Origin of the sequence: Nocardia sp. NBC_01377, from assembly GCF_045040005.1 — a bacterium.
GTDB lineage: Bacteria > Actinomycetota > Actinomycetes > Mycobacteriales > Mycobacteriaceae > Nocardia > Nocardia noduli.
Map to the genome: position 1 here is coordinate 2,943,227 of NZ_CP109566.1, position 25,675 is coordinate 2,968,901.

At 67.5% G+C, this 25,675-nt stretch carries 23 protein-coding genes and 3 pseudogenes; 11 read left to right on the forward strand and 15 right to left on the reverse strand.

Annotated elements, in window-relative coordinates:
* Window positions 1–225: 225 nt before the first annotated feature.
* From OG225_RS13650 to OG225_RS13665, 4 genes are read right to left on the reverse strand one after another with little or no spacing between them, the layout of a single operon-like run.
* Window positions 226–1,209, reverse strand: a complete 984-nt coding sequence (locus OG225_RS13650) for a glycine betaine ABC transporter substrate-binding protein (protein ID WP_405181999.1) — start codon at window positions 1,207–1,209, stop codon at window positions 226–228.
* On the reverse strand, window positions 1,206–1,943 hold the full coding sequence (locus tag OG225_RS13655; RefSeq protein WP_405182000.1) for an ABC transporter permease: 738 nt from the start codon (window positions 1,941–1,943) through the stop codon (window positions 1,206–1,208). Before OG225_RS13655 ends, OG225_RS13650 begins: the two co-directional genes overlap by 4 nt.
* The gene (locus OG225_RS13660) at window positions 1,940–3,223 is read right to left on the reverse strand and encodes an ATP-binding cassette domain-containing protein (protein WP_405182001.1); all 1,284 of its coding nucleotides are present in this window, start codon (window positions 3,221–3,223) and stop codon (window positions 1,940–1,942) included. The genes OG225_RS13655 and OG225_RS13660 overlap by 4 nt, the downstream gene beginning before the upstream one ends.
* Window positions 3,220–3,864, reverse strand: a complete 645-nt coding sequence (locus OG225_RS13665; RefSeq protein WP_405182002.1) for an ABC transporter permease — start codon at window positions 3,862–3,864, stop codon at window positions 3,220–3,222. The genes OG225_RS13660 and OG225_RS13665 overlap by 4 nt, the downstream gene beginning before the upstream one ends.
* Window positions 3,865–4,150: 286 nt before the next feature.
* Here OG225_RS13665 and OG225_RS13670 point away from each other — a divergent pair.
* A pseudogene (locus OG225_RS13670) lies at window positions 4,151–4,393 on the forward strand (aldehyde dehydrogenase family protein); the annotation flags it as partial.
* A gap of 25 nt (window positions 4,394–4,418) precedes the next feature.
* Window positions 4,419–4,613 (forward strand): annotated as a pseudogene (locus OG225_RS13675) (aldehyde dehydrogenase family protein); the annotation flags it as partial.
* 27 nt (window positions 4,614–4,640) lie between these two features.
* Here the strand turns inward: OG225_RS13675 and OG225_RS13680 are convergent.
* A complete protein-coding gene (locus tag OG225_RS13680; RefSeq protein ID WP_405182003.1) occupies window positions 4,641–5,165 on the reverse strand; it encodes a TetR/AcrR family transcriptional regulator in 525 nt (174 codons plus the stop codon).
* Between the two features lie 99 nt (window positions 5,166–5,264).
* Between OG225_RS13680 and OG225_RS13685 the strand changes: the two genes are divergently transcribed.
* The 4 genes and pseudogenes from OG225_RS13685 (at window position 5,265) to OG225_RS13700 (ending at window position 9,671) form a co-directional block, all read left to right on the forward strand.
* Entirely contained in the window at window positions 5,265–6,173 is a 909-nt protein-coding gene (locus OG225_RS13685; protein ID WP_405182004.1) for a TIGR03564 family F420-dependent LLM class oxidoreductase, read from the forward strand.
* Window positions 6,174–6,325: 152 nt separating this feature from the next.
* Window positions 6,326–7,349: pseudogene (locus OG225_RS13690) on the forward strand (aldo/keto reductase).
* A 9-nt stretch (window positions 7,350–7,358) separates the two neighbouring features.
* Window positions 7,359–9,401, forward strand: coding sequence for an LLM class flavin-dependent oxidoreductase (locus tag OG225_RS13695; RefSeq protein WP_405182005.1), 2,043 nt, complete (start codon window positions 7,359–7,361; stop codon window positions 9,399–9,401).
* Between the two features lie 9 nt (window positions 9,402–9,410).
* Window positions 9,411–9,671 carry a hypothetical protein gene (locus OG225_RS13700; protein ID WP_405182006.1) on the forward strand — a complete coding sequence of 87 codons (261 nt, stop codon included), beginning with the start codon at window positions 9,411–9,413 and terminating at the stop codon, window positions 9,669–9,671.
* Here the strand turns inward: OG225_RS13700 and OG225_RS13705 are convergent.
* The 4 genes from OG225_RS13705 to OG225_RS13720 form a co-directional block, all read right to left on the reverse strand.
* Window positions 9,655–10,593, reverse strand: coding sequence for an aldo/keto reductase (locus OG225_RS13705; RefSeq protein WP_405182007.1), 939 nt, complete (start codon window positions 10,591–10,593; stop codon window positions 9,655–9,657). The two genes, OG225_RS13700 and OG225_RS13705, sit on opposite strands and share 17 nt — an antisense overlap.
* A gap of 111 nt (window positions 10,594–10,704) precedes the next feature.
* On the reverse strand, window positions 10,705–11,370 hold the full coding sequence (locus OG225_RS13710) for a hypothetical protein (protein ID WP_405182008.1): 666 nt from the start codon (window positions 11,368–11,370) through the stop codon (window positions 10,705–10,707).
* 4 nt (window positions 11,371–11,374) lie between these two features.
* Complete coding sequence (locus OG225_RS13715; protein ID WP_405182009.1) at window positions 11,375–12,433, reverse strand: hypothetical protein; 1,059 nt, start codon at window positions 12,431–12,433, stop codon at window positions 11,375–11,377.
* On the reverse strand, window positions 12,430–13,152 hold the full coding sequence (locus OG225_RS13720; RefSeq protein WP_405182010.1) for an NAD(P)H-binding protein: 723 nt from the start codon (window positions 13,150–13,152) through the stop codon (window positions 12,430–12,432). Before OG225_RS13720 ends, OG225_RS13715 begins: the two co-directional genes overlap by 4 nt.
* Before the next feature lie 229 nt (window positions 13,153–13,381).
* On the opposite strand from OG225_RS13720, the gene OG225_RS13725 reads away from it, so the two are divergent.
* The 3 genes from OG225_RS13725 to OG225_RS13735 all read left to right on the forward strand — a co-directional run bounded on the left by OG225_RS13725 (window position 13,382) and on the right by OG225_RS13735 (window position 16,767).
* Window positions 13,382–14,227, forward strand: coding sequence for a sulfurtransferase (locus OG225_RS13725; protein WP_405182011.1), 846 nt, complete (start codon window positions 13,382–13,384; stop codon window positions 14,225–14,227).
* Window positions 14,228–14,383: 156 nt separating this feature from the next.
* Entirely contained in the window at window positions 14,384–15,448 is a 1,065-nt protein-coding gene (locus OG225_RS13730) for an acyl-CoA dehydrogenase family protein (protein ID WP_405182012.1), read from the forward strand.
* 11 nt (window positions 15,449–15,459) lie between these two features.
* A complete protein-coding gene (locus tag OG225_RS13735; protein WP_405182013.1) occupies window positions 15,460–16,767 on the forward strand; it encodes an NtaA/DmoA family FMN-dependent monooxygenase in 1,308 nt (435 codons plus the stop codon).
* A 34-nt stretch (window positions 16,768–16,801) separates the two neighbouring features.
* On the opposite strand, the gene OG225_RS13740 is transcribed toward OG225_RS13735, so the two are convergent.
* The 6 genes from OG225_RS13740 to OG225_RS13765 form a co-directional block, all read right to left on the reverse strand.
* On the reverse strand, window positions 16,802–18,037 hold the full coding sequence (locus OG225_RS13740; protein WP_405182014.1) for an acyl-CoA dehydrogenase: 1,236 nt from the start codon (window positions 18,035–18,037) through the stop codon (window positions 16,802–16,804).
* Between the two features lie 37 nt (window positions 18,038–18,074).
* Window positions 18,075–19,751 (reverse strand): ATP-binding cassette domain-containing protein, encoded by a 1,677-nt coding sequence (locus OG225_RS13745; protein WP_405182015.1) that lies wholly within the window; start codon window positions 19,749–19,751, stop codon window positions 18,075–18,077.
* Complete coding sequence (locus OG225_RS13750; RefSeq protein WP_405182016.1) at window positions 19,751–20,674, reverse strand: ABC transporter permease; 924 nt, start codon at window positions 20,672–20,674, stop codon at window positions 19,751–19,753. The genes OG225_RS13745 and OG225_RS13750 overlap by 1 nt, the downstream gene beginning before the upstream one ends.
* Window positions 20,671–21,624, reverse strand: a complete 954-nt coding sequence (locus OG225_RS13755) for an ABC transporter permease (RefSeq protein WP_405182017.1) — start codon at window positions 21,622–21,624, stop codon at window positions 20,671–20,673. The genes OG225_RS13750 and OG225_RS13755 overlap by 4 nt, the downstream gene beginning before the upstream one ends.
* A 1-nt stretch (window position 21,625) precedes the next feature.
* Window positions 21,626–23,326 carry an ABC transporter substrate-binding protein gene (locus OG225_RS13760; RefSeq protein ID WP_405182018.1) on the reverse strand — a complete coding sequence of 567 codons (1,701 nt, stop codon included), beginning with the start codon at window positions 23,324–23,326 and terminating at the stop codon, window positions 21,626–21,628.
* Window positions 23,327–23,625: 299 nt separating this feature from the next.
* Complete coding sequence (locus OG225_RS13765) at window positions 23,626–24,045, reverse strand: winged helix-turn-helix transcriptional regulator (protein WP_405182019.1); 420 nt, start codon at window positions 24,043–24,045, stop codon at window positions 23,626–23,628.
* Window positions 24,046–24,138: 93 nt separating this feature from the next.
* Here OG225_RS13765 and OG225_RS13770 point away from each other — a divergent pair, with 93 nt between their 5' ends.
* Together OG225_RS13770 and OG225_RS13775 are read left to right on the forward strand one after the other, a co-directional pair.
* Entirely contained in the window at window positions 24,139–24,780 is a 642-nt protein-coding gene (locus tag OG225_RS13770) for an NADPH-dependent F420 reductase (RefSeq protein ID WP_405182020.1), read from the forward strand.
* Window positions 24,781–25,068: 288 nt separating this feature from the next.
* Complete coding sequence (locus tag OG225_RS13775; RefSeq protein WP_405182021.1) at window positions 25,069–25,500, forward strand: hypothetical protein; 432 nt, start codon at window positions 25,069–25,071, stop codon at window positions 25,498–25,500.
* Window positions 25,501–25,675: the final 175 nt, after the last annotated feature.

The following is a 25,675-nucleotide window of genomic DNA, read 5'->3' on the forward strand; positions in this document are numbered from 1 at the left end:
GGCGAGAGTGTGAGCAACACGCCTCCACTTCGAGATGACTGGCAGTCCCCGGGAACGGGATCGGACCAAGGTAACATGGTTACCAGCAGGCGAACAATCGAGCGGGTTGAAACAGGAACATTTCCACTGTCGGTGCGTTGTCGGCCCTGTTCGGGTCGGCGAGTCCGGTCGAACGGCTCCATCGTCGGATTTCCTACTGTTAGCTGGACGTGGATTCCGGCGGTCCTACTCGATGAGTCCTTCGCTCTTCAGCCAGTTGTAGGCCACGTCCGCGGGATCCTCGCCGTCGATGTCGACGCGACCGTTGAGTTCCTGCATCAGCTGATCGGTGAGACGTTCGGAGATCGTCCCGAGCAGGGTCCGCAGTTGCGGGTATCGGTCGATGATCTCGCCGCGCACGACCGCCGTCCCGCTGTAGGGCAGGAAGAATTTCTTGTCGTCGTCGAGGACCACCAGGTTCAGATTCTTGACCCGGCCGTCGGTGGTGTAGACCATGCCGAAATTGCACGGGGAGCTCTTGGCGGTCGCGGTGTAGACGACGCCCGCGTCCATGCGCGTCACGTTGCCGGACGGAACTCCGTTCGCAGTGTTGTAGGGGATGCCGTACTTTTCCAGCATCGGGATGAAACCGTCGGAGCGGCTGAAGAATTCGTCGTCGACGCAGAAGGTCCGGTCCGGGACGGGGAGCGCGGCGACATCGGAGAGGGATTTCACCTTCAGGCGGTCGGCGGTCGGGGTGGACGTGCCGAAGGCGTAGGTGTCGTTGAAGTTGGCGGGCGGGAGCCACTCGAGGTTGTGATCGCGTTTCTCGACGTCGTGCACCCGCTGCCAGAGTTCGCCCGGGTCCGAGATGATCTCGGTCTCGTTGTGGTAGTTGACCCAGCCGGTGCCGGTGTATTCCCACAGCACGTCGGCGTCGCCGTTGAGCTGGGCCTGCCGGGACGAAGCCGATCCCGGCGCACCGGTCAGGTCGGTGATGTCGGCCCCGGCCGCGGCCAGGTAGGTCGCGGTGATCTTGCCCAGCAGCACGCCTTCGGTGAAACTCTTCGAGGTGACGGTCAGCTTCGCGCCGTCGAGCGGTCTGTCACCGCCGGGCAGGCTCGCGTCGTGGAATGTTCCCGAGGAGCTCACCAGTCCGCATCCGGCCAGCGATATCGCCGCGGTCAACGCACAGAGCAGTGTGACAACTCGGGCTCGTCGCGATCTCATGAGACTCCTCGCGGTGTCGCGGCCAGTTCGACGAGTCGACCGAGCCAATCGATGATCAGCGCGAGCAGTCCGACGAGGATGGCGCCGGAGATGAGCAGTTTCGGCAGGAAGAGCGTGACGCCGGTCGTGATCAGGGTGCCCATGCTCGTCGCGCCGATGAAGGTGCTCAGTGTCGCGGTGCCGACCAGGATGACCAGCGCCGTGCGCACACCGTTGAGGATCACCGGCACCGCGAGCGGCAGCTCGACCTGGAACAACGTCCTGGCGCCCGAGTAGCCGATGCCGCGCGAGGCCTCGATCGTGCGCTGGTCCACCTGCCTGAGCCCGACGATGGTGTTCTGCAGGATGGGCAGGATCGCGTAGACGACCAGGCCGACGATCGCCGTGCGGAAACCGGTGCCGAGCCAGAAGGTGAACAGCACCAGCAGGCCGACGGCGGGCGCGGCCTGGCCGATATTGGCGATATTGACGGCGATCGGTTCGAACCGCTTCAACGCGGGCCGGGTGAGTGCGATACCGAGCGGAATCGCGACGACGACCACGATCACGGTCGCGACCACGGTCAGTCTGACGTGTTCGAGGATGGTGGTGCGGAGGTTGTCCCAGCCCAGCGACGCCTGCTCGGTCGCGGTGAATTCTTGGGATCGGTACCAGAAGATGTAGCCGATGCCGACGACGAGAATGATGATCGGCTCGAACCACACGTCGATCGGGACGCGGCGCAACCGGTTCATGACTGTCCGGCCGATCCGGGGCCCTCGTCGGCGGCGATCACCGGTGTCGGTGTGGGATCGCTGCCGTCGACGTAGGTCTCGTAGGACGGGTCCTCACCGTCGGAGTGTCCTTCGGCGAGTTTGTCGCGGATCACCTCGGTCACCGAGCCGATGCCGAGCGAGCCGAGGACCGCACCGCGGCCGTCGGTGACCAGGGTCGCGCCCTGGCTGGTCGCCAGCATGGCGTCGAGCGCGTCGTTGAGGGTCGAGGACTGGGCGACGACGGGCAGTCGCCGATCGAGGAAATCCGAGACCTCCGCCTTGCTGGCCAGTTCGGCGAGCGTCGGCCACGACCGCGGCCGCTCGGCCCCGTCCACGACGACCACCCAGCTCTGTCCCGCGGCCTTCGCACGGGCGATCACCGCCCCGGAGGATTCGCCGACCCGCGCGGTGATCACCTCGTCGAAGGGCACATCACGGACTCTCGACACGGTCAGGTACGCCAGTTTCGCGCCGGAGCCGACGAACTCCTCGACGAACGGGGTGGCCGGGCTGGCCAGAATCTCCTCGGGTCGCGCGTACTGCTCGACGTGGCCGCCCTCGGACAGGATGAGCACCTTGTCGCCGAGTTTGGTGGCCTCTTCGAAATCGTGGGTGACGATCACGATGGTCTTGCCGAGTTCGTGCTGGATCGCGATCAGACTGTCCTGCAAGCGAACCCGGGTGATCGGATCGACCGCGCCGAACGGCTCGTCCATGAGCAGCACGGGCGGGTCCGCGGCGAGCGCGCGTGCCACGCCGACCCGCTGCTGCTGTCCGCCGGACATATCCTTGGGCAGTCGGTCGGCGAAGATCGCCGGGTCGAGACCGACGAGATCGAGCAGGTATTCGGTTCGTTCGGCGATCCGCTTCTTGTCCCAGCCGAGCACGCGGGGGATCGCGCCGACGTTCTTGGCGACCGTCCAGTGCGGGAACAGGCCACCGGACTGGATGACGTAGCCGATCGACTGCCGCAGTCTGTCGGGATCTTCCTTGGTGACGTCACGATCGCCGATGAAGATCCGGCCCTCGGTCGGCTCGATCAGCCGGTTGATCATCTTGAGGGTGGTGGTCTTGCCGCAACCGGACGGACCGACGAACGCGACGATCTCGCCCGCGTCGATCTCGAGGTCCAGGCGCCGCACCGCCGGTATTTCCTGACCCTTGTAGCGCTTGACCACCGAGTCGAGCCGGATGGAAGCGCCCGTCACGTTCCGCTCGGGGGCGGTCGGGGCGGGTCTGCTGGTCACAGCATCGGTCATGACAGTCCCTTTGCGATGGTGAAGCGTCCGAGCAGGACGAGCAGGGCGTCGAACACCAACGCGATGACGACGATGAGGATGGTGCCCGTCAGTGCCATCTCCAGCGCGTTCGCGCCGCCGAGCCGGGACAGGCCGTTGAAGATCAGCGAGCCGAGACCTGGGCCGAGCACATAGGCCACGATGGCGGCGACACCGACGATCATCTGGGTCGACACCCTGATGCCGGTGAGGATCACCGGCCAGGCGATCGGCAGTTCGACGGTCAGCAGGATGCGCCGACGCGAGAGCCCGATGCCGCGCGCGGATTCGATGACCGATTCCGGTACCGAGCGCAATCCGACGATCGCGTTACCGATGACGGGCAGCGCGGCGAAGAACGTCAGCATGATGAACGACGGAACGACGCCGAGTCCGAACGGGACGAGCAGTAACGCGAGCAGGGCCAGCGACGGAATCGTCAGGGCGACCCGGCTCGAGGTCAGTGTGAGGGCCGACACGAGCGGGAGTCGATACACCGCGACCGCGACGAGTACCGCGACGAGGGTGCCGACCAGCACCGTCTGGAACGCCAGGGACGCGTGCTGATACGTCAGGAACGTCAGAAACTCCCCCCGCCCTCGGATGTAGTTCCATAGATTCACGGGATTCCCATCGTCAGCCGAATACCGGTCGAGATTTCCTTGCCGAGGTTCACCGGACGCGCAGCCGTCGAAGACTAATCGAATCCACGTGTCCACTCCGTACGGCGCGCGGGGGTGCGAATCGCCGATCTTGTCCAGCTTTCCCGCCATCGCTGACGCGAAACACATTCGGCCTCTCGCTCGAACCGGACAGACATCAGAAATAGCCGTCGGGCCACGGGCGCGGCCAGTATTACAGTCGGGCTGATCGAAACTCGGCACCGTCGGCGAACGAGAGAAGGTCGCGATGCTCCTCCACGACGAGCCCTCGCTCGGCTCACCGGGCCTCTACATAGACGGAAACTGGGTGCACCCCGCCGGTGGCGGCACCAGACAGATCTACGATCCAGCCGACGGCACGGTGATCGCCGTCGTCGGCGAGGCTGATCGCGCGGACGCGGTGCGGGCGGTCGCGGCGGCCCGCGTGGCGTTCGACGAGGGGCGCTGGGCCGCCACCACCACCGAAGAGCGGGCCGCGCTGCTGGTTCGTCTCGCCGGACTGCCGGCAGGACACCGTGCGTGCGCTGCGGCACGGAACGGTGTGGCTCAACGACTTCGGGGTGTACACGCCCGGTGCGGAATGGGGCGGTTTCGGACGCTCGGGCAACGGCCGTGAGTTGGGGCCGAGTGGATTGGCCGAATATCGCGAGACCAAACACATCTGGCACAACACCGCACCGGCCGTCGGTGGCTGGTTCGCCGAGCGGTGAGGGGGAATCCCGCCGCGACGTCACCGTTCAGGATCGCAGTCCGTCCAGCACCACGGTGAGCAGTGGATCCTCGGCCCGCGCGCCCGGTCGGCAGACGGCGAATTCGAGTACCCGCACGATATCGGCCGCGGTGAGATCTCCGCGCACGCTGCCCTCGCGCTGAGCGTCGAGCGTCAACCGTTCGAGTATCGCGTTGGTCCGCGTGATGAGTTCCGCGACAACGGGACCGGCTTCGGGAGTCTCGCGCAGGGTCCGTGTCATGGCCAGTGGCAGACCGACGCAGTGCACGACTACCGCGCGCAAGGCCTCCCATCGGGTCGTGTCCGGGTCGTCGCGGGCGCGCTGTGCGAACGCGAGCAGATCACGCAACGCGTCGACGGCGATATGTTCTACCAGGGTCCGGCGATCGGGGAAATGGCGGTAGAGCGCGCCGACGCTGAGGCCTGCGCGGTGGGCGATGGTCTCCATGGACGCGGCGCCGCCGTGCTCGGCGAAGACGAGGAGCGCGGCATCGGTGATCGACGCTCGGTTGCGTTGCGCGTCAGCCCTCATCCCGCTTCCCTTCCGCTCGACATCGTGAACCCTCGATTCACCTTACTGGTAGCCTCGACATCGGAATGTGAATGTGAGATTCACCTTTAGGGGGCTGCGGTGCGCATCGGTCTCTACATCGGCGGCACGCCACCGATCGACCACGTACTCGACCGGATCCGGGCGGCGGCGCGGGCCGGATTGGACAGCGTTTTCCTGAACCAGGTCTTCGGCTGGGACGCGATCACCGTCGCGGCGCTCGCGGTGCGCGAGGTGCCCGATATCGAGCTGGGAACGGCGGTCGCGCACACATTTCCGCGACATCCCCTCGCGCTGGCCTCGCAGGCGCTCACCGTCACCGCGCTCGGACCGGGCCGCTTCACGCTGGGGATCGGCCCGAGTCATCCGCACGTCGTCGAGAACATGTTCGGGCTGAGCTACGAACGTCCCGCTCGCCACATCCGCGAATACCTCTCGGCGCTCGTGCCGCTGCTGCGCGGGGAGACCGTCGACTACCGGGGCGAGACGTTGCGGGCCGCGGGCACGGTCGAGGTCCCCGGCGCGGTCGCGCCGCCGGTGCTGCTGTCGGCATTGGGGCCGACCATGTTGCGTATCGCGGGCGAACTGGCCGACGGTACCGTAACCACCTGGGCCACAACGCATATCATCGCCGACCATATCGCGCCCCGGCTCTCGGCCGCCGCCGCGGCGGGACGGCGGGTGCCGCGGATCGCGGCGGTCGTGTCGACGGCCGTCACCGCCGACCCGGACGCGTTCCGCCGGGAGTTGGCGCGGCAGACCGCGGGGGTGTCCGACCTGCCGAGCTATCGAGAACTCCTGGACCGCCAGGGCCTGAGCGGAGTCCACGAGACCGCACTGCTCGGATCGGAAGAGGTGGTGGCCGAGGGAATCCGCGCGTTCGCCGCCGTCGGCACCACCGATCTCGTTCTCAGCGTGCGTGGCGGCGACGAAGAGCAGCGCCGCACACTCGACCTCCTGGCGTCGCTGCGGCGCGACGGCCCGCGCTGACCGCCTGCTTCGGGTAGTCCGCCGCGGCACGTCTCTCACGAATGTGCCGGAGTCCCGGACGCGCTCGCACCGACGAAGGATGGGATGGAGCATTGAGTTACCGCACGCTCGGCAGGACCGGAGTCAAGGTCAGCCCGCTGACCCTGGGCGCGATGAACTTCGGTTCGCGTGCCACCGGCGATCACGACGAAGCGATCCGGATCATCCGCCGGGCATTCGAGGCGGGCATCAATATCGTCGACAAGGCCGACTCGTATTCACAGGGGGAGAGTGAAACGATTGTCGGCAAGGCATTGAAGGGTCATCGCGACAATATCGTCGTCGCGACGAAATTCCACAGCCAGTGGGGCGACAGGGTCAATACCCGCGGCAGCTCGCGCCGATGGATCTTCCAGGAAATCGAGAACTCGCTGCGCCGACTCGATATCGACTACATCGATCTGTATCAGCAGCACAAACCCGACACCGAGGTCGATATCGCCGAGACCGTCGGCGCGCTCGACGACCTGGTACGCCAGGGCAAGATCCGCTACTACGGGACCACGACCAACGAACCGCATCTGCTCGTCGAGGCGCAGTGGGCGGCGACCCGGGACGGACGCAGCCGCCCCGCGACCGAGCAGGCCCCGTATTCCATTCTCGCCAGGGGGTGTCGAGCGCGCGACCCTGCCGATCGCGGGCAAGTACGGGCTCGGTGTGCTGACCTGGAGTCCCCTCGCGGGCGGCTGGCTGTCGGGCAGACATGTCGAGGGGAGCGAGGCCGGGCCGTCGGCGCGTGCCGTCCGCCAGCCCGACCGTCACGATCCCGACCTGCCGATCAATCGGACCAAGCGCGATATCGCGATCCGCCTCGGTGAGCTGGCCCGACAGGCCGGGCTGAGCCTGCCCGAACTCGCCGTCGCGTTCGTGCTGAATCATCCGGATATGGACAGCGTGATCGTCGGTCCGCGCACCTTCGACCACCTGGAGAGCCTGCTCGGGGTTCCCGACATCGTGCTCGACGAGTCCGCGATCGACGCGATCGACGCGATCGTCCCGCCCGGTGTGACTCTCAATCGCGCGGACGAGGGCTGGCTGCCTCCGTGGCTCAAGAACGAGCCCGCGTCGCGGCGACGCCACCATCCGGTCCGCGCGACGGCCGCCCTCGCGGCCGTCTGGAACTTGCTGTCGGGGTGAGGTGAGGTCATGTCGGGACAACCGCCGCTGCATCTGGGTGTCAACTGCCCGGGACTCGGGTCCTATCGCAACACCTGGCGTCGTGACGGCATCGATCCGCTCGGCACCGCCAATCCGGATTTCTATGTGCGCGTGGCCCGAACGGCCGAGCGCGGACTCTTCGACGCGCTCTTCACCGCCGACGTTCCCGCGCTGACGCCGAGCTGGGAGACCGAACCCCAGCGTGCCACGCTCGATCCGGCACTGGCGCTGACCCTCGCCGCCCACGAGACGGAATATGTGGGCGTGGTGGCCACGGTCTCCTCGACGTGGCACCACCCGTACGACCTGGCGCGTTCGATCGCCACGCTGGATCGGATCTCACGCGGGCGGGCCGGATGGAATGTGGTGACCAGCTACAACCCGCTGGTCTCGCCGAACTACGGACTCGACGTGCTGCCGCCCAAGACCGAAAGGTATGCCAGGGCACGGGAATTCCTCGACGTGGTGCAGGATCTGTGGCACATCTGGTCGCCGGAGGCGATCGTGGCCGACAAACGCGACGGACGCTACGCCGCGGCCGTCGGCGTCCGACCGATCCGGCACCGCGGGGAGTTCTTCTCCGTCACCGGCGGCGGACTGGTGCCGCCGTCGGAATCAGAAGTCCTACCGGTGGGGGCGACCGTCACCCCGTCGAAGGTCGTGCGACGAGCCGTGATCGGCATTCCCGCAGCCGATCCGGAGTACGCGGAAGCGCCCATGGCTGGATCATGCCGCAGCCCGAGGTGCCTCACCAGGGTTGCGTCGACCGCTGAACTTAAATGCGCGCTGTCCCGTTCGCAGGTCGGGCAACCTCTCGGCCACGCGGCCAGGACGGCGCCCATCGACCCGCTCGAGAGGCGAACGTCCAGGTTTTCTCACCGTTTTCGTTCGATTCGTGAAGAGGAAAACATTCCTGTGCGCCCGACCTCGGCCCGTACGATTCGACGAACACGCTCGTACGGCGAATGGATCGTATTCGGGAGTCTTCCGCACATCGTCGCTATCCGACTGTCGTTCGGCGACCGAATGTCTGGAATCTGGAGGGCACGAATGGCCGTTGTCATCGGCGTGGAAATCCCGGACGGGCAGCTGGCACAGTTGGCGGCCGCCGGATTCGACAGGGTGCCGGAAGCGATCGACGCGGCGGGGGCCGGCTATGTCGTGCTCGGTGCGGACCGGGCCGACGGGATACCGGGCGCTTCGCTGAGCCCGACGATCGTGGCCACCGTCTTCGGTCGCCGCACCACCGGACTCGGGATCGTCGCCGCGGCGTCCCCGCAACGTGATCATCCCTTCAATGTCGCCCGGCGGCTCGCCTCGCTCGATCACCTGACCCACGGCAGAGCCGGATGGCTGGCCCTGCGCCAGGATCGCGCCGCCGCGCTCGGCCTGGACGGCCGCGGCGGCTGGGCGCCGGGGCCGTCGGACGCGCCACGGCTGGCCGACGCGGTCACGGCGGCTCGCGCCCTGTGGCGGACCTGGCCGATCGAATCGCTGCGCACCGGCGGCACCGGCGTCCCCGACACGACCCCGGTGCGTTACGCCGACCACACCGGCTTCTTCTCCACCACGGGTCCGCTCAACGTGCCGACGACACCGCAGGGTGAACCCGTGGTGTGGTGGCGCTACGAACCCGGCGACGACCCGCGTGACGTCGCGTCCGCCGATATCGTGATCGTCGCCCCCGAGCATTTGGCGGCGGTGGCCGAACTACCGGAATCGGTACGCGTGCACGTGCGGCTGGACCGGTCCGATCCCGGATTGCGTTCGCGGATCACCGAATCGGCCGCGAATCCCCGGGTGCACGGCGTGCTCGTCCGGGCGGATCTGTTCGACCTGCGTGGCTTTCTCGCGGGCCCGCTGACCACGCTCGCGCGATCCGGTATCGTCCGCCTCCGGGCCGATCATGGTGGAATCCATTCGGGTACAACGAGACCCGGCGCGCGTCCGACGCTGCGCGAATATCTCAGGACGCCACGGCGCGTCGAACCCGACCTGAGCCGTCACCGGCCGGTCTTCGCGGGATCGTGAGGGAATGTCATGAGCGGCAAGCACGTCATCCTCAATGTGAACGTCCTCGACCTGGGCATCAGCCCGGTCGCCTGGCAACTGTCCGGGCTGCCCAAGGACGCGGTGGTCTGCGGTGACTATTTCGGGAACGATTCGGAATCGGTCCGGTACACGCACGCGCGGTCGTGCCCGCACACACGTGAGCGCGGTGTCGGGCCGAGTTGCTTTCGGTCGGAGCGTAATTCACGCCCCGACCGAAGGCTTGGACCGACGCCTAGTGATCCGGTGTGAATCCCGCCGCGGCGATCCGCCGCCAGGCTTCGGCCTGCACATCCTCCGACAGCGGCCCACGGCGTACCGCGCGCGCGTTCGCGCGGATATGGTCCGGGTTCGCCGAGCCGGCGATCACGGTGCTGATATTCGGATTGCTCAGTTGCAGGCGCAGCAGCAAGCCCGGAACGGAATCGCCGTCGGTGAGATCCTCGAGCGAGACCGACGACGGCTCGACATCCGAACCGGAGGCGGTCGGCTTGGGCCTGCTCAACCCCTGCGCGACCCCGCCGCGGACGATCACGCCCGCCGAACGCTCCCCGGCGACGTCGAGGAACGATTCCAGTGCCCGCTCGAACGGCGAGTACGGAAGCTGGTAGGTCTGGAGTTCCTTGATCGCCAGGTGGGCGGACAGGTGCGGGAGCGCCGACGAGATGCCGATGGCCCTGACCTTGCCCTCGTCCCGCAACCGGATCAACGTCTCCAGCGTCCCGTGCGATTCGAGGACCTCCGGCGACGGGCTGCCGTGGATCTGGAGCAGATCGACATGGTCGGTGCGCAACCGCGTCAGACTCTGCTCGACGCCACGGCGGATATGTTCGTCGCTGTAATCGTGGGGGAGCAGTCCCGGCGGCGCGTCGGGACGGTGCTCCAGCGGGCATCCCGCCTTCGTCGCCAGGATGTACTCGTCGCGTCTGCCGGAGATGGCCTCGCCGATGATCTCCTCGGAGAGCCCGTAGTCGATCGAGGTGTCGATGAAGGTGATGCCCTCGTCGAGCACGGTGGTGAGCGCCTCGTGGGCGACAGCCCTGGCCAACGGCCGGGGACGACGGTGCACATCGGCGCCACCGCGCAACTCCATCGCGCCGTAACCGAGGAAGGTGACCGGCGGTCCGCCCTCCCACAGGGGGCGCAGCGTGTGCGCGTCACTCGGTACGTTCACAGATCCTCCGTCTCCGGCGACCGTCGTCGGTCACCGATCCAGGGCGTACACGGGCCTTCCCGGCGCGATCGTCGCGCCGGGAAGGTATTGCGTCGAAACGGATTCCGCGCGTCAGTACGCTCGACGCGGATCGTGGTCGAGCGGGATCACATCGTCGGCGTGGAAGGTCACCGCGTCCAGGGTGAGAACCCAGGTGTGGGCGGATTCGGCATCGCCGTCGGCGGGTTCCCAGCTCAGCCCCTGGCGATGGGTCGAGATCGCGACCAGCCCGCCGATGCCGGGATGCCACGCGAGCACCGTGTCGTAGAGACCGGGGAAATCGTCGACGACGATCTCGCCGTGCGCACGCCGCAACGGCCGGACCGAATCCGGTGCGACCTCGTCCCAATTCCACTGTCGCACAGTGGAGGCGAAGGCGATCAGATCGCCGCGTCCCACATCGCCGAGCACGGCGTTACGCGCACGGCCCGCCTCCACGCCCGACAACGCGCGCACCGCGCCGACATGTCGGTCGAGCACGTCGGCGAGATCGGTGTCCAGGACGGACAGCGCCCTCAACAGATGTGCGCCCGCTTCGGCCGATTCGATCACGGCGGCACCGGCGCGCACCGTCACCAGGTGGTCGAGTGCTTCCCGAAGTCGCGAGATCCGTTGCCCGTCGGGGCCTTCGACGGTGGTGCCGACGGGCAGCGACGGATCGTCGAGGATTTCGCGCAAGGCCACGATCGAGTCCTCGTGGAGGGTCGTCGCGCTCGCGAGGTCGGTGGTTCCGGTCATGGGTTCAGCTCCGAAGGTGCGGGTAGGCGCGGGATTCGCGCGGCGGAATCCCGAATGTCGCCCGGCGCGTGACATCGAAGAACGCGTTGATGCCGTTGCGTCGCCTCGCGCCGACCGAGCGGTGGTATCCGGTGCCGTCCGCGGCGTTCATGATCGCGCGCGTGTTGTTGAAATCGCGCAGCTCACGCTGCAACGAGATGAAATGCGTCCCCGGTTTGCCGTCGTCGACGGTGGCGAAGTCACGACGATTGATCACCGGCACATTGTCGACCCGCGCGCGGGCCGCCGCCTGCGCGTGGCCGACGATGCCGTGTTCGCGCACGGTCTGTTCGTAGGACGCGTAGTCACTGGGCGCGTCGTCGTCGAGCGTCTCCGCCTCGGCCGCGCTCACCGTGGGCGCGTAGAGCAACGCGGCCTGTTCGTCGCGATTCCTGGCGTGCCACCGGTCCACGTCGAGTTCGATCCGGCTGACGTGCTGGGTGGTGCCGCCCGCCAGCGGCCCCGACGGGATCCTGAGCGATTCCTCGGGGGCCTGGTTGCCACGAAGCACGGAATGGAAACCGAACAGCAGGGGTGACGACCTCGGAATGTCGAGATGGGGCAGCGCGTCGCTGGCCAGCCCCGCGCCGACGAAACCGGTGCGGATCTCGCGGACCTTCAGGTGCTGACCGACACCGTCCTCGCCGAACAGAACATCACCGGCGGACTCGAGGATCTCGGGGTGGTCGGTGGCGAGGTGGAAGATCGCGTGTGGCGTCTCCAGAACGGGATCCTCCCACCGCGACATCTTCGACGGGACGCCGATCAGAGCGGTGTGCTCGGTGTACTGATCCCACCAGGTGGGGCCCCAGCCCAGCGTGGTCAGCAGACCGCCCGGACCGTAGGTGTGACGCCGCTCCAGTTCGGCCAGCCGCGATTCCAGCAGTCGCGCGGCGTCCGCGTCGGGATTCTCGACCAGGTCGACCAGGATCAGGTGGTGGTAGCGCGGCGGCACCGGACGGCCGATCTCGTCCCGTCCGAATGTCGCCTCCCACTCGTGCTGCCCCGCGGGTAGGGCGCTCATCCCGCCACGGGCTCTCGCACGAACCGGGCCTCGAAATCGGGTACGAGATCGGCGAATTGGCCCGCGAGGTCGGCGGGGGCGGCACCGGGGATGCTGAGATTGAACACCGCGGCGGTGCGCCCGGCCGACACCTCGGGATTCTCGATGGCCGCCAGTACCGCCCGCGCGAGCGATTCGGTGCTGACCAGACCGTCGGCGTACTGGTCCTGGGTCAAACGGATCTGATAGGACGGGTCGTGGGTGGCGGAGAGCCAGGTGGCCCGCAGCACGGTCCACGGGTTGCGTCCGGCACGCAGGTGGGCCTCCAACGCACGCAACGCGAGTGCGTGGATCCGGCGATTTCGGTGGTTCACACCGTGTCCGGTGAGGAAATGCGACAGCAGCACCACGTGGACGTCGGGCCGATCCGCGCTGAGCCGGTCCAGGATCCGGTGGCCGATCGTGCGACCGGCCGTCGGCCCGTCGGTGGGCTGGCGCATCACGCCCGCACCACCGTTGAGCGACGGTGACAGGATCACCGCGTCCGCGTCGGCCACGAGCCGATCCAGTTCGGCCTCGGTGACACCGCCGTCGGCCGGGCGGCGGTAACGGTGTCCGCGCTCGTGCGCGAGCCGTTCGGCGATGTCGCGGGCGCCCCAGCCGCCCGCGCGATTCACCAGATGGAACTCGGTACTGGTCGCCTCGGCATACACCGGGCCCAATTCGATGATATCGACCATGACTCCAACCAAACTTCGAGCAGTTTCTCCGATCGTAAGTCGATGACGTGGATCCGATGAGCTTTAAATTTGCGGAGAGAATAAACCGTGCCGGAACGCCCGCGCCGCTCTACATTTGCAGGCGCGATATCGGCGGCCGTTCGGTGCTGCCGTCGCGTTCGATCCCTCGCAGCGCTCGCACCGACGACATGTCGGGGCCGGAGGCGCTCGTTCACTCGAAAGGGGAGCCATGCCGACCAGTCCCGACACCGTGCACACCGCCGATGTCGTCATCAGCGCCGAGCAATTGCGCGGCAGTCTGGATTCCGAACGCCCCGTGGTGATTCTGGAAATTCGCCGGGAACCGGCTACCGGGGAACAAGTATCGAAAGGCGGACTCCCCGGAGCCCATTCGGTAACCCTCACCACCGAACTCGTCGGCCCGCCTTCGGAAGGAACGGGCAATTTCCCGCTGCCCACCGAGGAACAGATCCAGGACGCGGTGCGCCGTTGGGGCATCGATCACGACAGCCTCGTCGTGGTCTACAGCCGCGAGGCTCCCGCGCTGGCGTCGCGGGCCTGGTGGACACTGCGCTGGGCGGGTGTCCCCGACGTGCGCTACCTCGACGGTGGACTCGCCGCCTGGACCGCCGCGGGCGGTGAACTGAGCACCGCGCCACCCGCCGTGCGCGAGGGTTCTTTTACCGTGGTACTCGGCGGACTGCCGGTACTCGACACCGACGCCGCCGGTGAACTGGCCCGCTCCGGCGTCCTGCTCGACGCCCGTGACGGCGCGAGCTATTCCGGAGATCCCTCCGGCGGCCACATCCCGGGCGCGCTGAGCCTTCCCGCCGCGCGCAATCTCGACGCCGACGGACTGCTGGCGAGCGCGGAGCACCTGCGCGCCGTCTACCGGGCGGTGGGACTCGACGACCACGCGCGCTGGGGCGCCTACTGCGGCGGCGGCACGGCGGCCACACTCGACGTGCTCGCACTCGCCCGGATAGGGGTCACCGCCGCGCTCTATCCCGGCTCGTTCTCGGCGTGGAGTTCGGACCCCGAACGGCCGGTGGCGACGGGTGAGCAGCCGGGCTGAACCTCGACGCGGGACAAAACCCCGAGGCGGCGCGTTTCCGACGGCGCGCGACCTCGTTCGTCCCGCGCCCCCGTACGATTGCCGCCGCGACCCGTCGGCCGGTACGAGCACGATCGGGTCCGGCCGCGCCGTGACCGATCTCCGAGAGGAGACGCCATGAGCGTCGATCAGGTCACGGCGCCGACCGAACACCCCGCCTACCGGGACTTCGCCGAACTCGTCGGCGCGGTCATCGCGCCGCGCGCGGTGGAGGTCGACGCCACCGAAGTCCCGCGTTCCCATCTCGACGCGCTGCGCGAGATCGGCTATTTCGCCTGGTCGGTGCCGCAGGAGCACGGCGGAACACGGATTCCCGCCGCCGTGAAGAACGCCGCCGACGACCTGTTGTTCGGCGCCGATCCGTCGACGGCGCTCGCGCTGACCCAGCACGGCGGACCGGTCGGCCAGATACTGAAATCGAAATCCCCGCAGGCGCTGGCGCTGTTGCCGAAACTCGCCGCGGGCGAACGGATCGGCGGCGCCGGATTCGCTCAGATCCGCCAGTGGCCGCACCGGCCGAGCACGATCGCGAGGAAGGTGCCCGGCGGGTACCGCATCGACGGTGTCGTGCGCTGGCTGTCGGGCTGGGGTTTCGTCGACACCGCCTGGCTGGGCGCGGTCGACGAACAGAACTCCACCTATGTCTTCGGCGTCGGAGACCTGACCGCACCCGGAGTCGAGGCCGTGCCATTGCGTTTGGCCGCGGTTCAGGGGTCACGCACCGTCACCCTGACACTGCGCGACTACCTCCTCCCGGACGAATACGTCACCGAGGTGGTCGACATCGAGGCGTGGAACGCACTCGACGGCTCCGTACACCCCAACGATCGCGGCAAGCCCGCGGACGACAAGGAACCGCGGCTGCCGTCGATCGGCGCGATCGGACTGGCACGGGCCGCCCTGGTCGACGCGCTCACCGCGCATCCCGGCGACCCGTCGCTCATCCGGCTGCGCGAAGAACTCGAGCACGCCGCCATCACCCCTCGACCCGAACCGCAGTGGCGCGCCCAACTGGACGCGCTCGCGGTGCGCGCGACCGCCGCCGGTCTGGTCGCCAGCGGAGGTCAGGGGCTGCTGACCGACAACATCGCGCAGGTGCGTGCCCGCGCCGCGCTGTTCCTCCAGGTCCGCGGGCTATCCCCGCGGGTCCGTGCCGCCCGCTTCGAGCAATACGTCAACTGAGGTCGATCACCATGTCCGAACGAACCCTGCATCTCAATGTCAATGTGATCGCCTCCGGCGCGCATCCGGCCGCATGGCGGCTACCCGAGGCCAATCGGCGTGCCTTCTTCGATCCGGCCCACTACGCGAACATCGCCAGGATCGCCGAGGCGGGACTCTTCGACACCGCGTTCATGGCCGACAACTCGTTCCTCCATCCGGACGGCTACCCGAATTCCGGTCTCGACCCGATCGTGACGCTGTCGGCGATGGCCGCGGCGACCTCCCGGATCGGACTCGTCGGCTCGTACTCGACCACCTTCCACCACCCGTACGGCATCGCGCGGACCTTCGCCTCGCTCGATCACCTCTCCGCCGGACGGATCGGCTGGAATGTCGTGACCAGCCGCAACAAGCCGGAAGGTCTGAACTACGGCTTCAGCGACCTGCCCGACCGCGACACACGGTACGGGCGCGCGCTGGAAGCGGTCGAGGTCGTGACCGCGCTCTGGGACAGCTGGCAGCCGGGCGCGCTCGTCCTCGATCCGACGACCGGAATCGCGGTAGACCGCAGCCTGATCAAGCCGATCGATTATGTGGGAGAACACTTCTCGGTCGCCGGACCACTGCAACTCCCGCCGTCGCCGCAGGGGCGTCCGCTGATCACCCAGGCCGGCGGCTCGGAAGGCGGCCTCGACCTGGCAGCGCGGTTCGCCGACGCGGTGTTCACCTCCGCGCTCTACATCGAGCCCGCCCGCGAGTACTACGCGAAACTCATGGCCGCCGTCGCCCGCTACGGTCGCTCACCCGACAGCATCGCCATCATGCCGGGGATCAACCCCGTCATCGGCTCGACCGAGCAAGAAGCGCGCCGCCGCATCGCCGAACACGACGAGATCGTCGGACCGGTCGGCGGACAGTTGGAGAAGTTCGCCAAATGGGTCGGTGTCGACCCCGCCGCGCTCGACCCGGATCGGCCCTTCCCGCTGGAACTGCTCGAACCGACCGGCGGGACCTACAGTTCGGTCGGCTTCGACACCGCCGCCAGGCTGTACCTGGAACGCAACCGGCACCGCACCGTCCGCGAACTCGCCGCCGACGGCCGCCAAGGCCATCGCAATCTCGTCGGCAGCGCCGAACAGGTCGCCGACGACCTCGAGGAATGGTTCCGGACCGGCGCGGCCGATGGCTTCGTCATCCAATTCGACACGCTGCCGGGCGGTCTCGAACTGTTCATCGAGCACGTGGTCCCGCTGTTGCAGAAGAAAGGGATCTTCCGTCGCGAATACGGCGAGAACACGCTGCGCGAGCGGTTCGGGGTGCCGTACGTCCGAGGCTGACGGCACCCCTCGCGGGGGCGAGATTCCCCGGGCGTCAGAAGAATCCGACGCTCGGGAGATCCGCGTCGTTGACGACGACATCACCGACGACACGGGCCTTGTAGACCGTGGGATTGTGGGAGAACAGCGTCCGCAGATTGCGCCAGTGCCGGTCCAGATGCACCGACTGGCGCGTCCACGACGCGCCGCCCGCGTCGAACGCCTCCGAGGCAGCCCGCAGCGCGATCTGTTCGACGGCCACCTTGACCTGCGAGGTCTGGAACGATGCCGCGAATTCCAGTGCGTCGTCGGCCACCCCGTGCTCCCAGAGATGGAGTGTCGCCGTGTCGAGCGCGTCGGCGGCCGCGAGTACGGCGGCCTCGACCACGAAGGTGGTGCTCGACAGCGACCCGACGACGGCGAGCAATTGCGGATCCTCGCGCGCCAGTTCGGTATTGCCCCACGAATACGACCGTGTGCGGGTGCGCAGCAGCGTCGCGGTCTCGGCCGTCAGCGCGCGCAGCACGCCCGCGCCGATCGCGTGCATCAGCAGATGCGCCTGCGGCGCCCTCGGCTTGCCCGACACCGGTGTGCGGCGGAATTCACCGATCTCCTCGGGAAGGACGACCACATTGTCCAATATCGTGGTGCCGCTGCCGGTCTCGCGCTGACCGACGCCGTCCCAGTCGTCGACGTGGATCACACCGTCGCGATCGGCCGGTACCGTCGCGCTGATCTGCTGGCCCGCTTCGTTGTTCGCCGAAATCCGCAGGTAGTCGGCGTAGGAGCTGCCGGTGCTGTAGAACTTCCGGCCGTTGAGCCGGAAATTCGCGCCGTCGGCGGTGAGCGTGGTGTCGTAGGTGTAGACACCGGGCTGACCCGAGAGCTCAGATTGCGCGCCCGCGAAGATCTTGCCGTCGAGAATCGATCGCAGCAGCCCGGCGCCGCGGTCGGTGTCGCGTGTCCGCAAGGCCTCCTCGGTCGTACCCCAGTGTCCGCGAAGGATATGGGGCACATCGGGATCGGCTTCGGCCAGGCGGATGGCGAGCACGAAGAAATCGCGCAGGCTGTATCCGGCTCCGCCCGCCTCCTTCGGTACGCGCACCGCGCCGAGCAGATGTTCCCTGGCCAGCGCGAGCGCCCGCTCCGGGCGACCGCCACCCTCGGCGCGCCTGCGCGCGGCGTCGACGGCGATCTCCTCGATCACCGCCGCGAGCTCGTCGGAATCGAGCGCGGGCGGCACACGATCGGTGCGCGTCGCGGTCACGGGATGGTTCAGATGTGTGGTCACAGCGACTACTCCGTATCGTGAGGGTGATCGTCCGGGCTCAGACCGTCAGGTGTGAGCCGGGGACCGATTCGATCAGGCGCCTGGTGTAATCCACCCGCGGATCACCGAGGACCTGCTCGGCGGTCCCCGACTCCACCACCTGCCCGCCCCTGAGCACAGACACCGTGTCGGCGAACAGTTTCACGACGCCGAGGTCGTGGGTGATGAACAGGTAGGTCAGCGAATAGGCCGCCTGGAGGTCGGCGAGCAATTGCAGGATCTCGGCTTGGACGGAGACGTCGAGGGCCGACACCGCCTCGTCCAGGATGACGATCTCCGGCTCGAGTGACAGCGCCCGCGCGATCGCGACCCGCTGGGCCTGCCCGCCGGAGAGTTCACCGGCCTTGCGCTCGGCGTGTTCGCGCGGCAGCCGCACTCCGTCGAGCAGTTGCAGCGCGATTTCGCGCCGCTCACGCCGCCCGATATCCTTGCGGTGCACCCGGATCGGCTCGGTCACCAGATCGGCCACGTCGAAGCGCGGGTTCAACGACGTATACGGATTCTGGTAGACGAATTGCAGGCTGCGGCTCAGCCGTTTGCGGCTCCACTGCTCGGTCTGCCCGAGCAGTCGCACCTGTCCGCTGTCGGCCGAGGCCAGTCCGCCGACGATCCGGGCGATGGTCGACTTCCCCGCACCGGACTCACCGACCAATGCGTGGGTGGTGCCGGAAGCGACGCGGAAGGACACCCCGTCGGCGGCCCGGACCGACCGTTCCACGCCACCGCGGTAAGTGGTGAAACTCTTCGAGATATCGGTGACCTCGATGGCGTACTCGGCGGTGCCGCGCACGTGATCACCGGTCGCGGCCCGTGCGAGCCGCACCGTGTCGAGATCGATCGGGCGCGGTGTCAGCCGTCCGGTGTGCAGTCCGGGGGCCGCGTCCAGCAGCCGACGGGTGTAGTCGTGGCGCGCGTCGCGCAGGATCTCACCGCCGGTGCCCTCCTCCACGGTGGCCCCGTCGCGCATCACGACGATGCGATCGGCGCGGTCGAGCGCGACCCCGAGGTCGTGGGTCACCAGCAGGATTCCGATACCGAGTTCCGCGCGCAGGAAATCCAGGTGGTCGAGGATCTGCTTCTGCACCGTGACGTCGAGCGCGCTCGTCGGCTCGTCGGCGAGGAGTAGTTTCGGCTCACCGGACAGCGCGATCGCGATCAGCACCCGCTGCTTCATCCCACCCGAGAGTTCGTGCGGATACTTGGCGTAGATCTCCTCGGGCGCCGCGAGCCCTGCCAACTCGAGGAACCGGAAGGCCTCGGAGCGGATGCGCTGATTGTGGGCTCCGTTGCCGAAGGGCAGCAACCGGCGTCCGCGCAGCCGGTTGCGCAGCGCGTCCTCGATCTGGCGGCCGACGGGTTTGACCGGATTCAACGAGACACCGGGATCCTGCGGGATGTAGCCGACGTAGCTGCCCCGGTAACGCGCGAACCTGTTGTGCGACCAGCCCGCGACATCGGCGCTCGCGAGACGGATCTGTCCGCTGATGCGGCAGGTGGCGGGCAGCAGGCCGATCGCCGAACGGATCAATGTCGACTTGCCCGAACCGGATTCGCCGACGATGGTGACCAGCTCGCCCGGCTCGACGGTCAGCGAGATACCCGCGACCGCGCGGTGGGGTTGCTCACCGCGGCGTTTGTACCAGATCTCCACATCGGTGAAGGACAGTAGCGACATCAGGACTCCCTGTCCGGCTGCAAGGCACGGCTGATCCGGTTGCTGGCGAGCACCGCGAGCAGGATGACGGCGCCGGGGAACAGCGAGATCCACGGCGCGACGGCAAGCAGGTCACGTCCCTCGGCGACGAGCAGACCCCATTCGGGTTGCGGTGGCGGCGCGCCGAAGCCGAGGAAGCCCAGTGCCGCGATCGCGAGAATCGCCGAACCGAATTGCAGGGGGATCAACGAGACCACCGAACTCAGCGAATTCGGCAGGACATGACGCAGCAGAATGGCGAGTCGGGGCGTGCCGATACTGGCCGCGGCCTCGACGAAATCCGCCTGCGTCACCTTGAGGACTTCGGCCCGCATCACCCGGGCGAAATTCGCCACCGACGAGATGCCGACCGCGACAGCGACATTGGTGGTGCCGTAGCCGAGCGCGGCCACCACGACCATCGTCAGCAGCAGGCCCGGCACCGAGAGCAGCACGTCGACCACGCGCATCACGATCGGATCGACGATCCCGCGCACGTAGCCCGCGACCAGCCCGAGCGCCGTCCCGATGAAGAACGCGATGGACACCGCGAGCAGTGTGGCCGACATCGTGATGACGGTCCCGTACACCGTGCGCGTGTAGATGTCACGACCGAGCCGGTCGGTGCCGAACGGGTGCTCGGCACTGGGCCCGACGAGGATGACGTCGGTGTCGGGAAGATAGGGATCGTTCCAGGTGAGAACCCCGGGTACGACACAGAAGGCCAGGGCGGCGAGCACCACGACGACGGCCAGCGTCAGACCGGGCTGGGCAAGCACGGGGTGCAGGACCCCGAACCGACGCCGCGGCGGCTGGGCCGGCGCGGAGACATCGACGGTGGGTCCGCCGTCGATGTCGGCCGGTTGCCGGTCGGCCCGCGTAGGTTTCTCGAGACTGATGGTCACGTGGTCACGCCCCTCTCGGGCACCGCTCGCAGCCGCGGGTCGATCAGCGGATAGGAGATGTCGACGAGGAAATTCACCGTCACGAAGCAGAGCGCGACGAACATGACGATGCCCTGGACGATCGGAACGTCCTGTGCCCGAACGGCTTGTTCGGTCAGCCTGCCGATGCCCGCACGGGAGAAGATCGTCTCGGTGATCACCGCGCCCGCGAGCAGTTCGCCGACGATGATGCCGCCCTGGGTCAGTGCGGGCAGGCTCGCGTTGCGCAGCACCTCGGTGTTGATCACGGCGCCTTTGCGCAGGCCCTTGCTGTAGGCGGTCAGGACATAGGGCGACGCGTATTCGGTGTGGAAGTTGCGCAGCAGCAGCTGGGCGATCGGTCCGGAGACCGGAATCGCCAGAGCCACAGCGGGAAGTACCAGACCCTTCCAGCCCTGACTGCTGATGGGCGGGAACCAGCCGAGCTGGAACGAGAAGATCTTGATGATGATCAGCCCGAGCAGGAAGCTGGGGAACGACACGAGCAGTGGCGGGACGCTCGCGATCAGATTCCGCAGCCACGCCGACCTGAGATAGGTGGCGACCCAGGCGACGGCGAGTGCGAACAACACCGCCACCACCAGCGCGGCCGCCGCGAGGACGACGGTTTTGGGCAGTGCGTCGCCGATCGCGTCGACGACCGGTTGGTCGGTGCTCACCGATGTCCCGAAATCGCCGCGCAGCGCCGCGAGCAGGCGGTCGAGATACTGCCGCCACTCCGGCTCGTCGAATCCGTAGGCGCGCTCCATCTGCGCGAACGCCTGCGGATCGATGGTGGCGCGCTCATCCGGCGGGAACAGCAATTCGATCGGGCTCGTCGGCAGGAGATAGAGCAGGATGAAGGAGGCCGTGAAGGCCCCCCACACCACGATCAGCGCGCGGCCGAGTTTCAGCGAGACGTAGCGCAGCACGTCACTTTCCGCTCACCCAGGAGTCGACGAACAGCAGTCGGCCCGAACCGTCGAGATAGATATTTCCCACACCCTTGGTCGCGGCGACCTGCGAGGTCTGGAACTGCGGGTTGACCAGTACGAACTCTTCGTGGATGAGATCCTGCACGGCCTTGGCCAGCGGGATCTGCGCCGCGCCGATGGCGGTGTCGAGCGCGTTGAAGGTCTTCACGATCCGCGCGCGATCCGGATGGTTCTCCGGGATGACCGAGCCGTTGCCCCGATCGGGATTCAACTGGGTGTTGAGCACCGCCACGTCGTTGCGGGCCCGATTGATATTCGCCAGGTGGAATTCGGCGGTGATCTGCTTGGCGGGAATGTTCTGCGAGTCGAAGACGATCTCGACATCGATGCCGATGGCCTTCAACGCGGCCTGGGTCGCCTCGTAGGTCACCCGGGCATCGGGCACCAGGATATTGCCGGTGCCTTTGAGTTTCAGTTTGACGCCGTTCTTCTCGCGGATTCCGTCGGCGCCCGGTTTCCACCCCGCGTCTTCCAACAGCTTCTTGGCCCGCTCCGGGTCGTATTTCAGCGCACCCTGGCTGTAGTCGACGAAGCCGGGGACTTTATCGGTGAGGACCGAATGGGCTTCGCCCTCCGACGGCGAGAGCAGTGACTTCTTGTATCCGGCCCGATTGGTGGCCGCCACGATCGCCCGCCGGACATTGATATCGTCGGTCGGCGCCAGGCTGAGGTTGAACTGCCAGCCCAGCGTGAAGCCGGGGACCGTTCGCGAGGTGAGTTCGAAACCCTGTGCGGTGACAACCTTCTCGTCGGTGGGCAGGATGTCGAACGAGGCGGGGACATCCCCGGACTGGAGCGCGCCCACGCGCACACTCGCCTCGGGGATCGTGATGAACTCGATCTTGTCCAGGTAGGCCGGTCCGTCGTGCTTCAGTGCGGGCGGGGACCACCTGTAGTCCTCGCGCCGAACGATGACGGTGCGTTCCTTCGGTACGTATTCGGTGACGACGAAGGGCCCGGTGCCGATCACATTGGCCGGATTCAGCCGATCCTTGGCCGAGGATTTCAGGGTCCGGTCCGCCAGGAAGCTGATATTGCCCGTTCCGCTGTGGGCGGTGAGCTGGAGGAAACTCGCGTTGGGCGCGTTGAACAACACCTTGACGACGTAGTCGCTGACGACCTGGGTTTCCTTGTATGGGCCCAGGTAGCTCTTGCCGTTGGGTTTGATACTCAGCGCCTCGTCGCCGAAGTAGAACTGGTCGAGATTGTTCTTGACCGACGTCGCGTCGAATTTCGTTCCGTCGCTGAAGGTCACATCCTCACGCAGGGTGAAGGTGTATTCGGTGATGGTGTCGTTGTACTCCCACTTCGTGGCCAGCCACGGGCTCAGCGCACCGGTGTCGCGGTCCTGGAACAGGAGTCGGTCCACGATGTTGTTGGAGAAGTTGGCACCGGCGAAGCTGCTGTTGACCTGGGGGTCGATGGACTCGGGCGCGCCGAGCCAGGCGAACTTCAGGGTGCCGCCCCGGACGGGGGTGCCCCCGCTGGTCGTGTTCACGGCGGAGTTGCCGTCGGCGCTGCAGCCAACGAGCAGCAAGCCGCCGACGGCTCCGGCGAGTGCCAGGAAGCCGCGACGACCGGTAGTGGTGGAGATCAGAGAATCGGCCCCAGCTGCAGCCGAACGGAACGCATCGGTCATAATCGGGCAACTCTGACATATTCCCGATGGCTCCCAGAGGGTTTGGGTCAGGCCAATTTTTACCCTCTACCTGCGTCCCCGCGTCGGTATCGGCGAGTTATGGACATCGGGGGACCGGTGCGGTCGAGGCTATCACCGTCCGGGAATCGACGACGATCACGACTGTCGGAACCGGCCCGCCGCCCCTGAGACGGTCACGCGCGGTGCTGGGCGCGCCGGTGGCGATGCAAGACTCGTGACGAAATGTTCAGGCACACCGGCGAATTCACAGCCTCCGGTGGGTAGTGGGCGAGGCGATGTCACGCCGACGCCCTGCTGCCCGACTCGCGCAATCGTCGGGGAGCGTCGTCCTGGGCGGCGAGGAGTGCGTCGCCGTGGTCATCGATCCACGCGCCCAGCGCCCTCATCGGCCCGTCGACCAGGCTCGCCCCCAGTTCGGTGAGCGCGTATTCGACACGTGGCGGCGCCTGCCGGTAGCCCAGGCGCTCGATCAGGCCGTGGCCGAGCAGGCGGCGAAGGGCCTCGCTCAACGCCTTGTCGCTGATTCCGCCGATGCCGGCGCGCAGGTCGCCCCGACGGCGTGGGCCCTCCTGCAACGCGGCGAGCACCACCGGATCCCAGGTGTGCGCGAACAGGTCCGTGGCCGCGCGCAACCGGCAGTCGGCGACCAGTTCCTGCCGGTGATCGCCCACGTCGTCACCGCTTCCGAATCCGCTCATCGCCCCATGATCACCCGTCTGTTTCGCACCGATCGGTGCGAATCGGTCCGCCTACCGTAAACCCGGTCCGGGACACACGACAGGAGGACCACGATGCGAATCGGGATTCTGGGAACGGGAATGATGGCGGTGGCGCTGGGCGGGCGTTGGGCCGCGGCCGGTCACGACATCGCGGTGGCGGGGCGGTCGCCGGACAAGGCTCGCGCGCTGGCCGCCGAGCTGGGTCGTGGCGTACGAGCGACCACGGTGCGCGACGCTGTCGCCGGTGTGGACGCGGTACTGCTCGCGGTGGCATTCGACGGCGTCGACGACGTACTGCGCGACGCGGAATCCGCTGGGACACTGGCCGGTACGACGGTGATCGACCCGACCAACGCGGTCGAGCACGGTGTCGGTCTGCACCGGCTGCCGACCGGTACGTCGGCCGCACGGCACATCGCGGGACTGGCCCCCGGCGCCCATGTCGTCAAGGCGTTCCACCTGTTCCCCGCCGCGCACTGGAGTGAGCCGACCGCCGACCGCGCCATCGTGCCGATCTGCGGCGATGATCCGGCCGCGCTGCGCGTCACCGAGACGCTGATCCGCGATGCGGGCGCCGTACCCGCCGTACTGGGCGGGCTCGACCGGGCGAGGCAACTCGAGGAGGCGGCGGGTTTCGTCATCGGCCTCGCGTTCCGAGGCTTCGACCCCCGGGCGGCGGTCCCACACGTGCAGGTGCCTGCCACGACCGGGTGATCGTCGCCCGCGAGTTCGATACGCCCCGACCCATGGTGAAACATGTTGCGACGGTGCGGTTATGCTTAGAGTCCGCGGCGGAGATGTCACCGGGCCGCAGTGCCCGAACCATTGGGGCGAGAGTGGCGGGGTCTCGACGCGTCCTGCGGTCAGTCGCGGGATAATCTCCGGTCCGCCGCTTTCGGAGTCTCGCGGGTATGTCGATGATGCGCGAAACACCTTGGGACGGTGGCATTGTGCCTCGATCCCGCCGCCGGGGTGTCGCAGGGTGACCGTACTATCTCCGTCGTGACCCAAGCAGACAGATATGCCCTCTACGCGTGGGGCAATTTCGTTCGGGAAGTCGGTCTCGATCAGCTCGACGAATGGCTGGATTCCGACGTCCTCAGTGGCGAGCGCCCGGTTCGGCACCGGGATCTGACGATGTACGAGAGCGAACTCAGCATCGACGGGAGTCATTCCTTCTACATCGTCGAGAACGACGAGTACGTCCTCGGCCGGGACCTGGGCACCCCGCCGCGGGACTGGCGGGTCGGTTACCTCAAGATCGCTACCGACGGCACCCTCGATGACGCCTTGGGGGTGGCCGCACGCCTCGAGGAGGACGCCGACCTGGACCGCGACGACGCCCCCGGCAGCAACCCGATCAAGTACGGCGAGGTCGTCACCGTCTGGGAAGATCCCCACGGCCAGTGGGATATGGCGCTCGTGCGCGTCTGAATCGAATCCATCACCGCCGGAACATCGCCGCCGAAACCTCGCGTGGCAGCGGCGGTGTCCTCGTACAGCCCTCGCCTGTTCACTCGGAATAGCTGTCGTCCGTCGATCGCGGGATCGGTCGGTTCTCGGCACAAAGCAGCAGGTCGACGGTACGCGCCGAACCCATGCGGTTCGT

Excerpts from the sequence above, each read along its gene's own strand:
- OG225_RS13650 (WP_405181999.1), bottom strand. The coding sequence starts at position 1,209 with ATGAGATCGCGACGAGCCCGAGTTGTCACACTGCTCTGTGCGTTGACC.
- OG225_RS13730 (WP_405182012.1), top strand. The coding sequence starts at position 14,384 with ATGAGCGTCGATCAGGTCACGGCGCCGACCGAACACCCCGCCTACCGG.
- OG225_RS13655 (WP_405182000.1), bottom strand. The coding sequence starts at position 1,943 with ATGAACCGGTTGCGCCGCGTCCCGATCGACGTGTGGTTCGAGCCGATC.
- OG225_RS13710 (WP_405182008.1), bottom strand. The coding sequence starts at position 11,370 with ATGACCGGAACCACCGACCTCGCGAGCGCGACGACCCTCCACGAGGAC.
- OG225_RS13715 (WP_405182009.1), bottom strand. The coding sequence starts at position 12,433 with ATGAGCGCCCTACCCGCGGGGCAGCACGAGTGGGAGGCGACATTCGGA.
- OG225_RS13720 (WP_405182010.1), bottom strand. The coding sequence starts at position 13,152 with ATGGTCGATATCATCGAATTGGGCCCGGTGTATGCCGAGGCGACCAGT.
- OG225_RS13765 (WP_405182019.1), bottom strand. The coding sequence starts at position 24,045 with ATGAGCGGATTCGGAAGCGGTGACGACGTGGGCGATCACCGGCAGGAA.
- OG225_RS13760 (WP_405182018.1), bottom strand. The coding sequence starts at position 23,326 with ATGACCGATGCGTTCCGTTCGGCTGCAGCTGGGGCCGATTCTCTGATC.
- OG225_RS13695 (WP_405182005.1), top strand. The coding sequence starts at position 7,359 with ATGTCGGGACAACCGCCGCTGCATCTGGGTGTCAACTGCCCGGGACTC.
- OG225_RS13700 (WP_405182006.1), top strand. The coding sequence starts at position 9,411 with ATGAGCGGCAAGCACGTCATCCTCAATGTGAACGTCCTCGACCTGGGC.
- OG225_RS13660 (WP_405182001.1), bottom strand. The coding sequence starts at position 3,223 with ATGACCGATGCTGTGACCAGCAGACCCGCCCCGACCGCCCCCGAGCGG.
- OG225_RS13725 (WP_405182011.1), top strand. The coding sequence starts at position 13,382 with ATGCCGACCAGTCCCGACACCGTGCACACCGCCGATGTCGTCATCAGC.
- OG225_RS13735 (WP_405182013.1), top strand. The coding sequence starts at position 15,460 with ATGTCCGAACGAACCCTGCATCTCAATGTCAATGTGATCGCCTCCGGC.
- OG225_RS13745 (WP_405182015.1), bottom strand. The coding sequence starts at position 19,751 with ATGTCGCTACTGTCCTTCACCGATGTGGAGATCTGGTACAAACGCCGC.
- OG225_RS13680 (WP_405182003.1), bottom strand. The coding sequence starts at position 5,165 with ATGAGGGCTGACGCGCAACGCAACCGAGCGTCGATCACCGATGCCGCG.
- OG225_RS13770 (WP_405182020.1), top strand. The coding sequence starts at position 24,139 with ATGCGAATCGGGATTCTGGGAACGGGAATGATGGCGGTGGCGCTGGGC.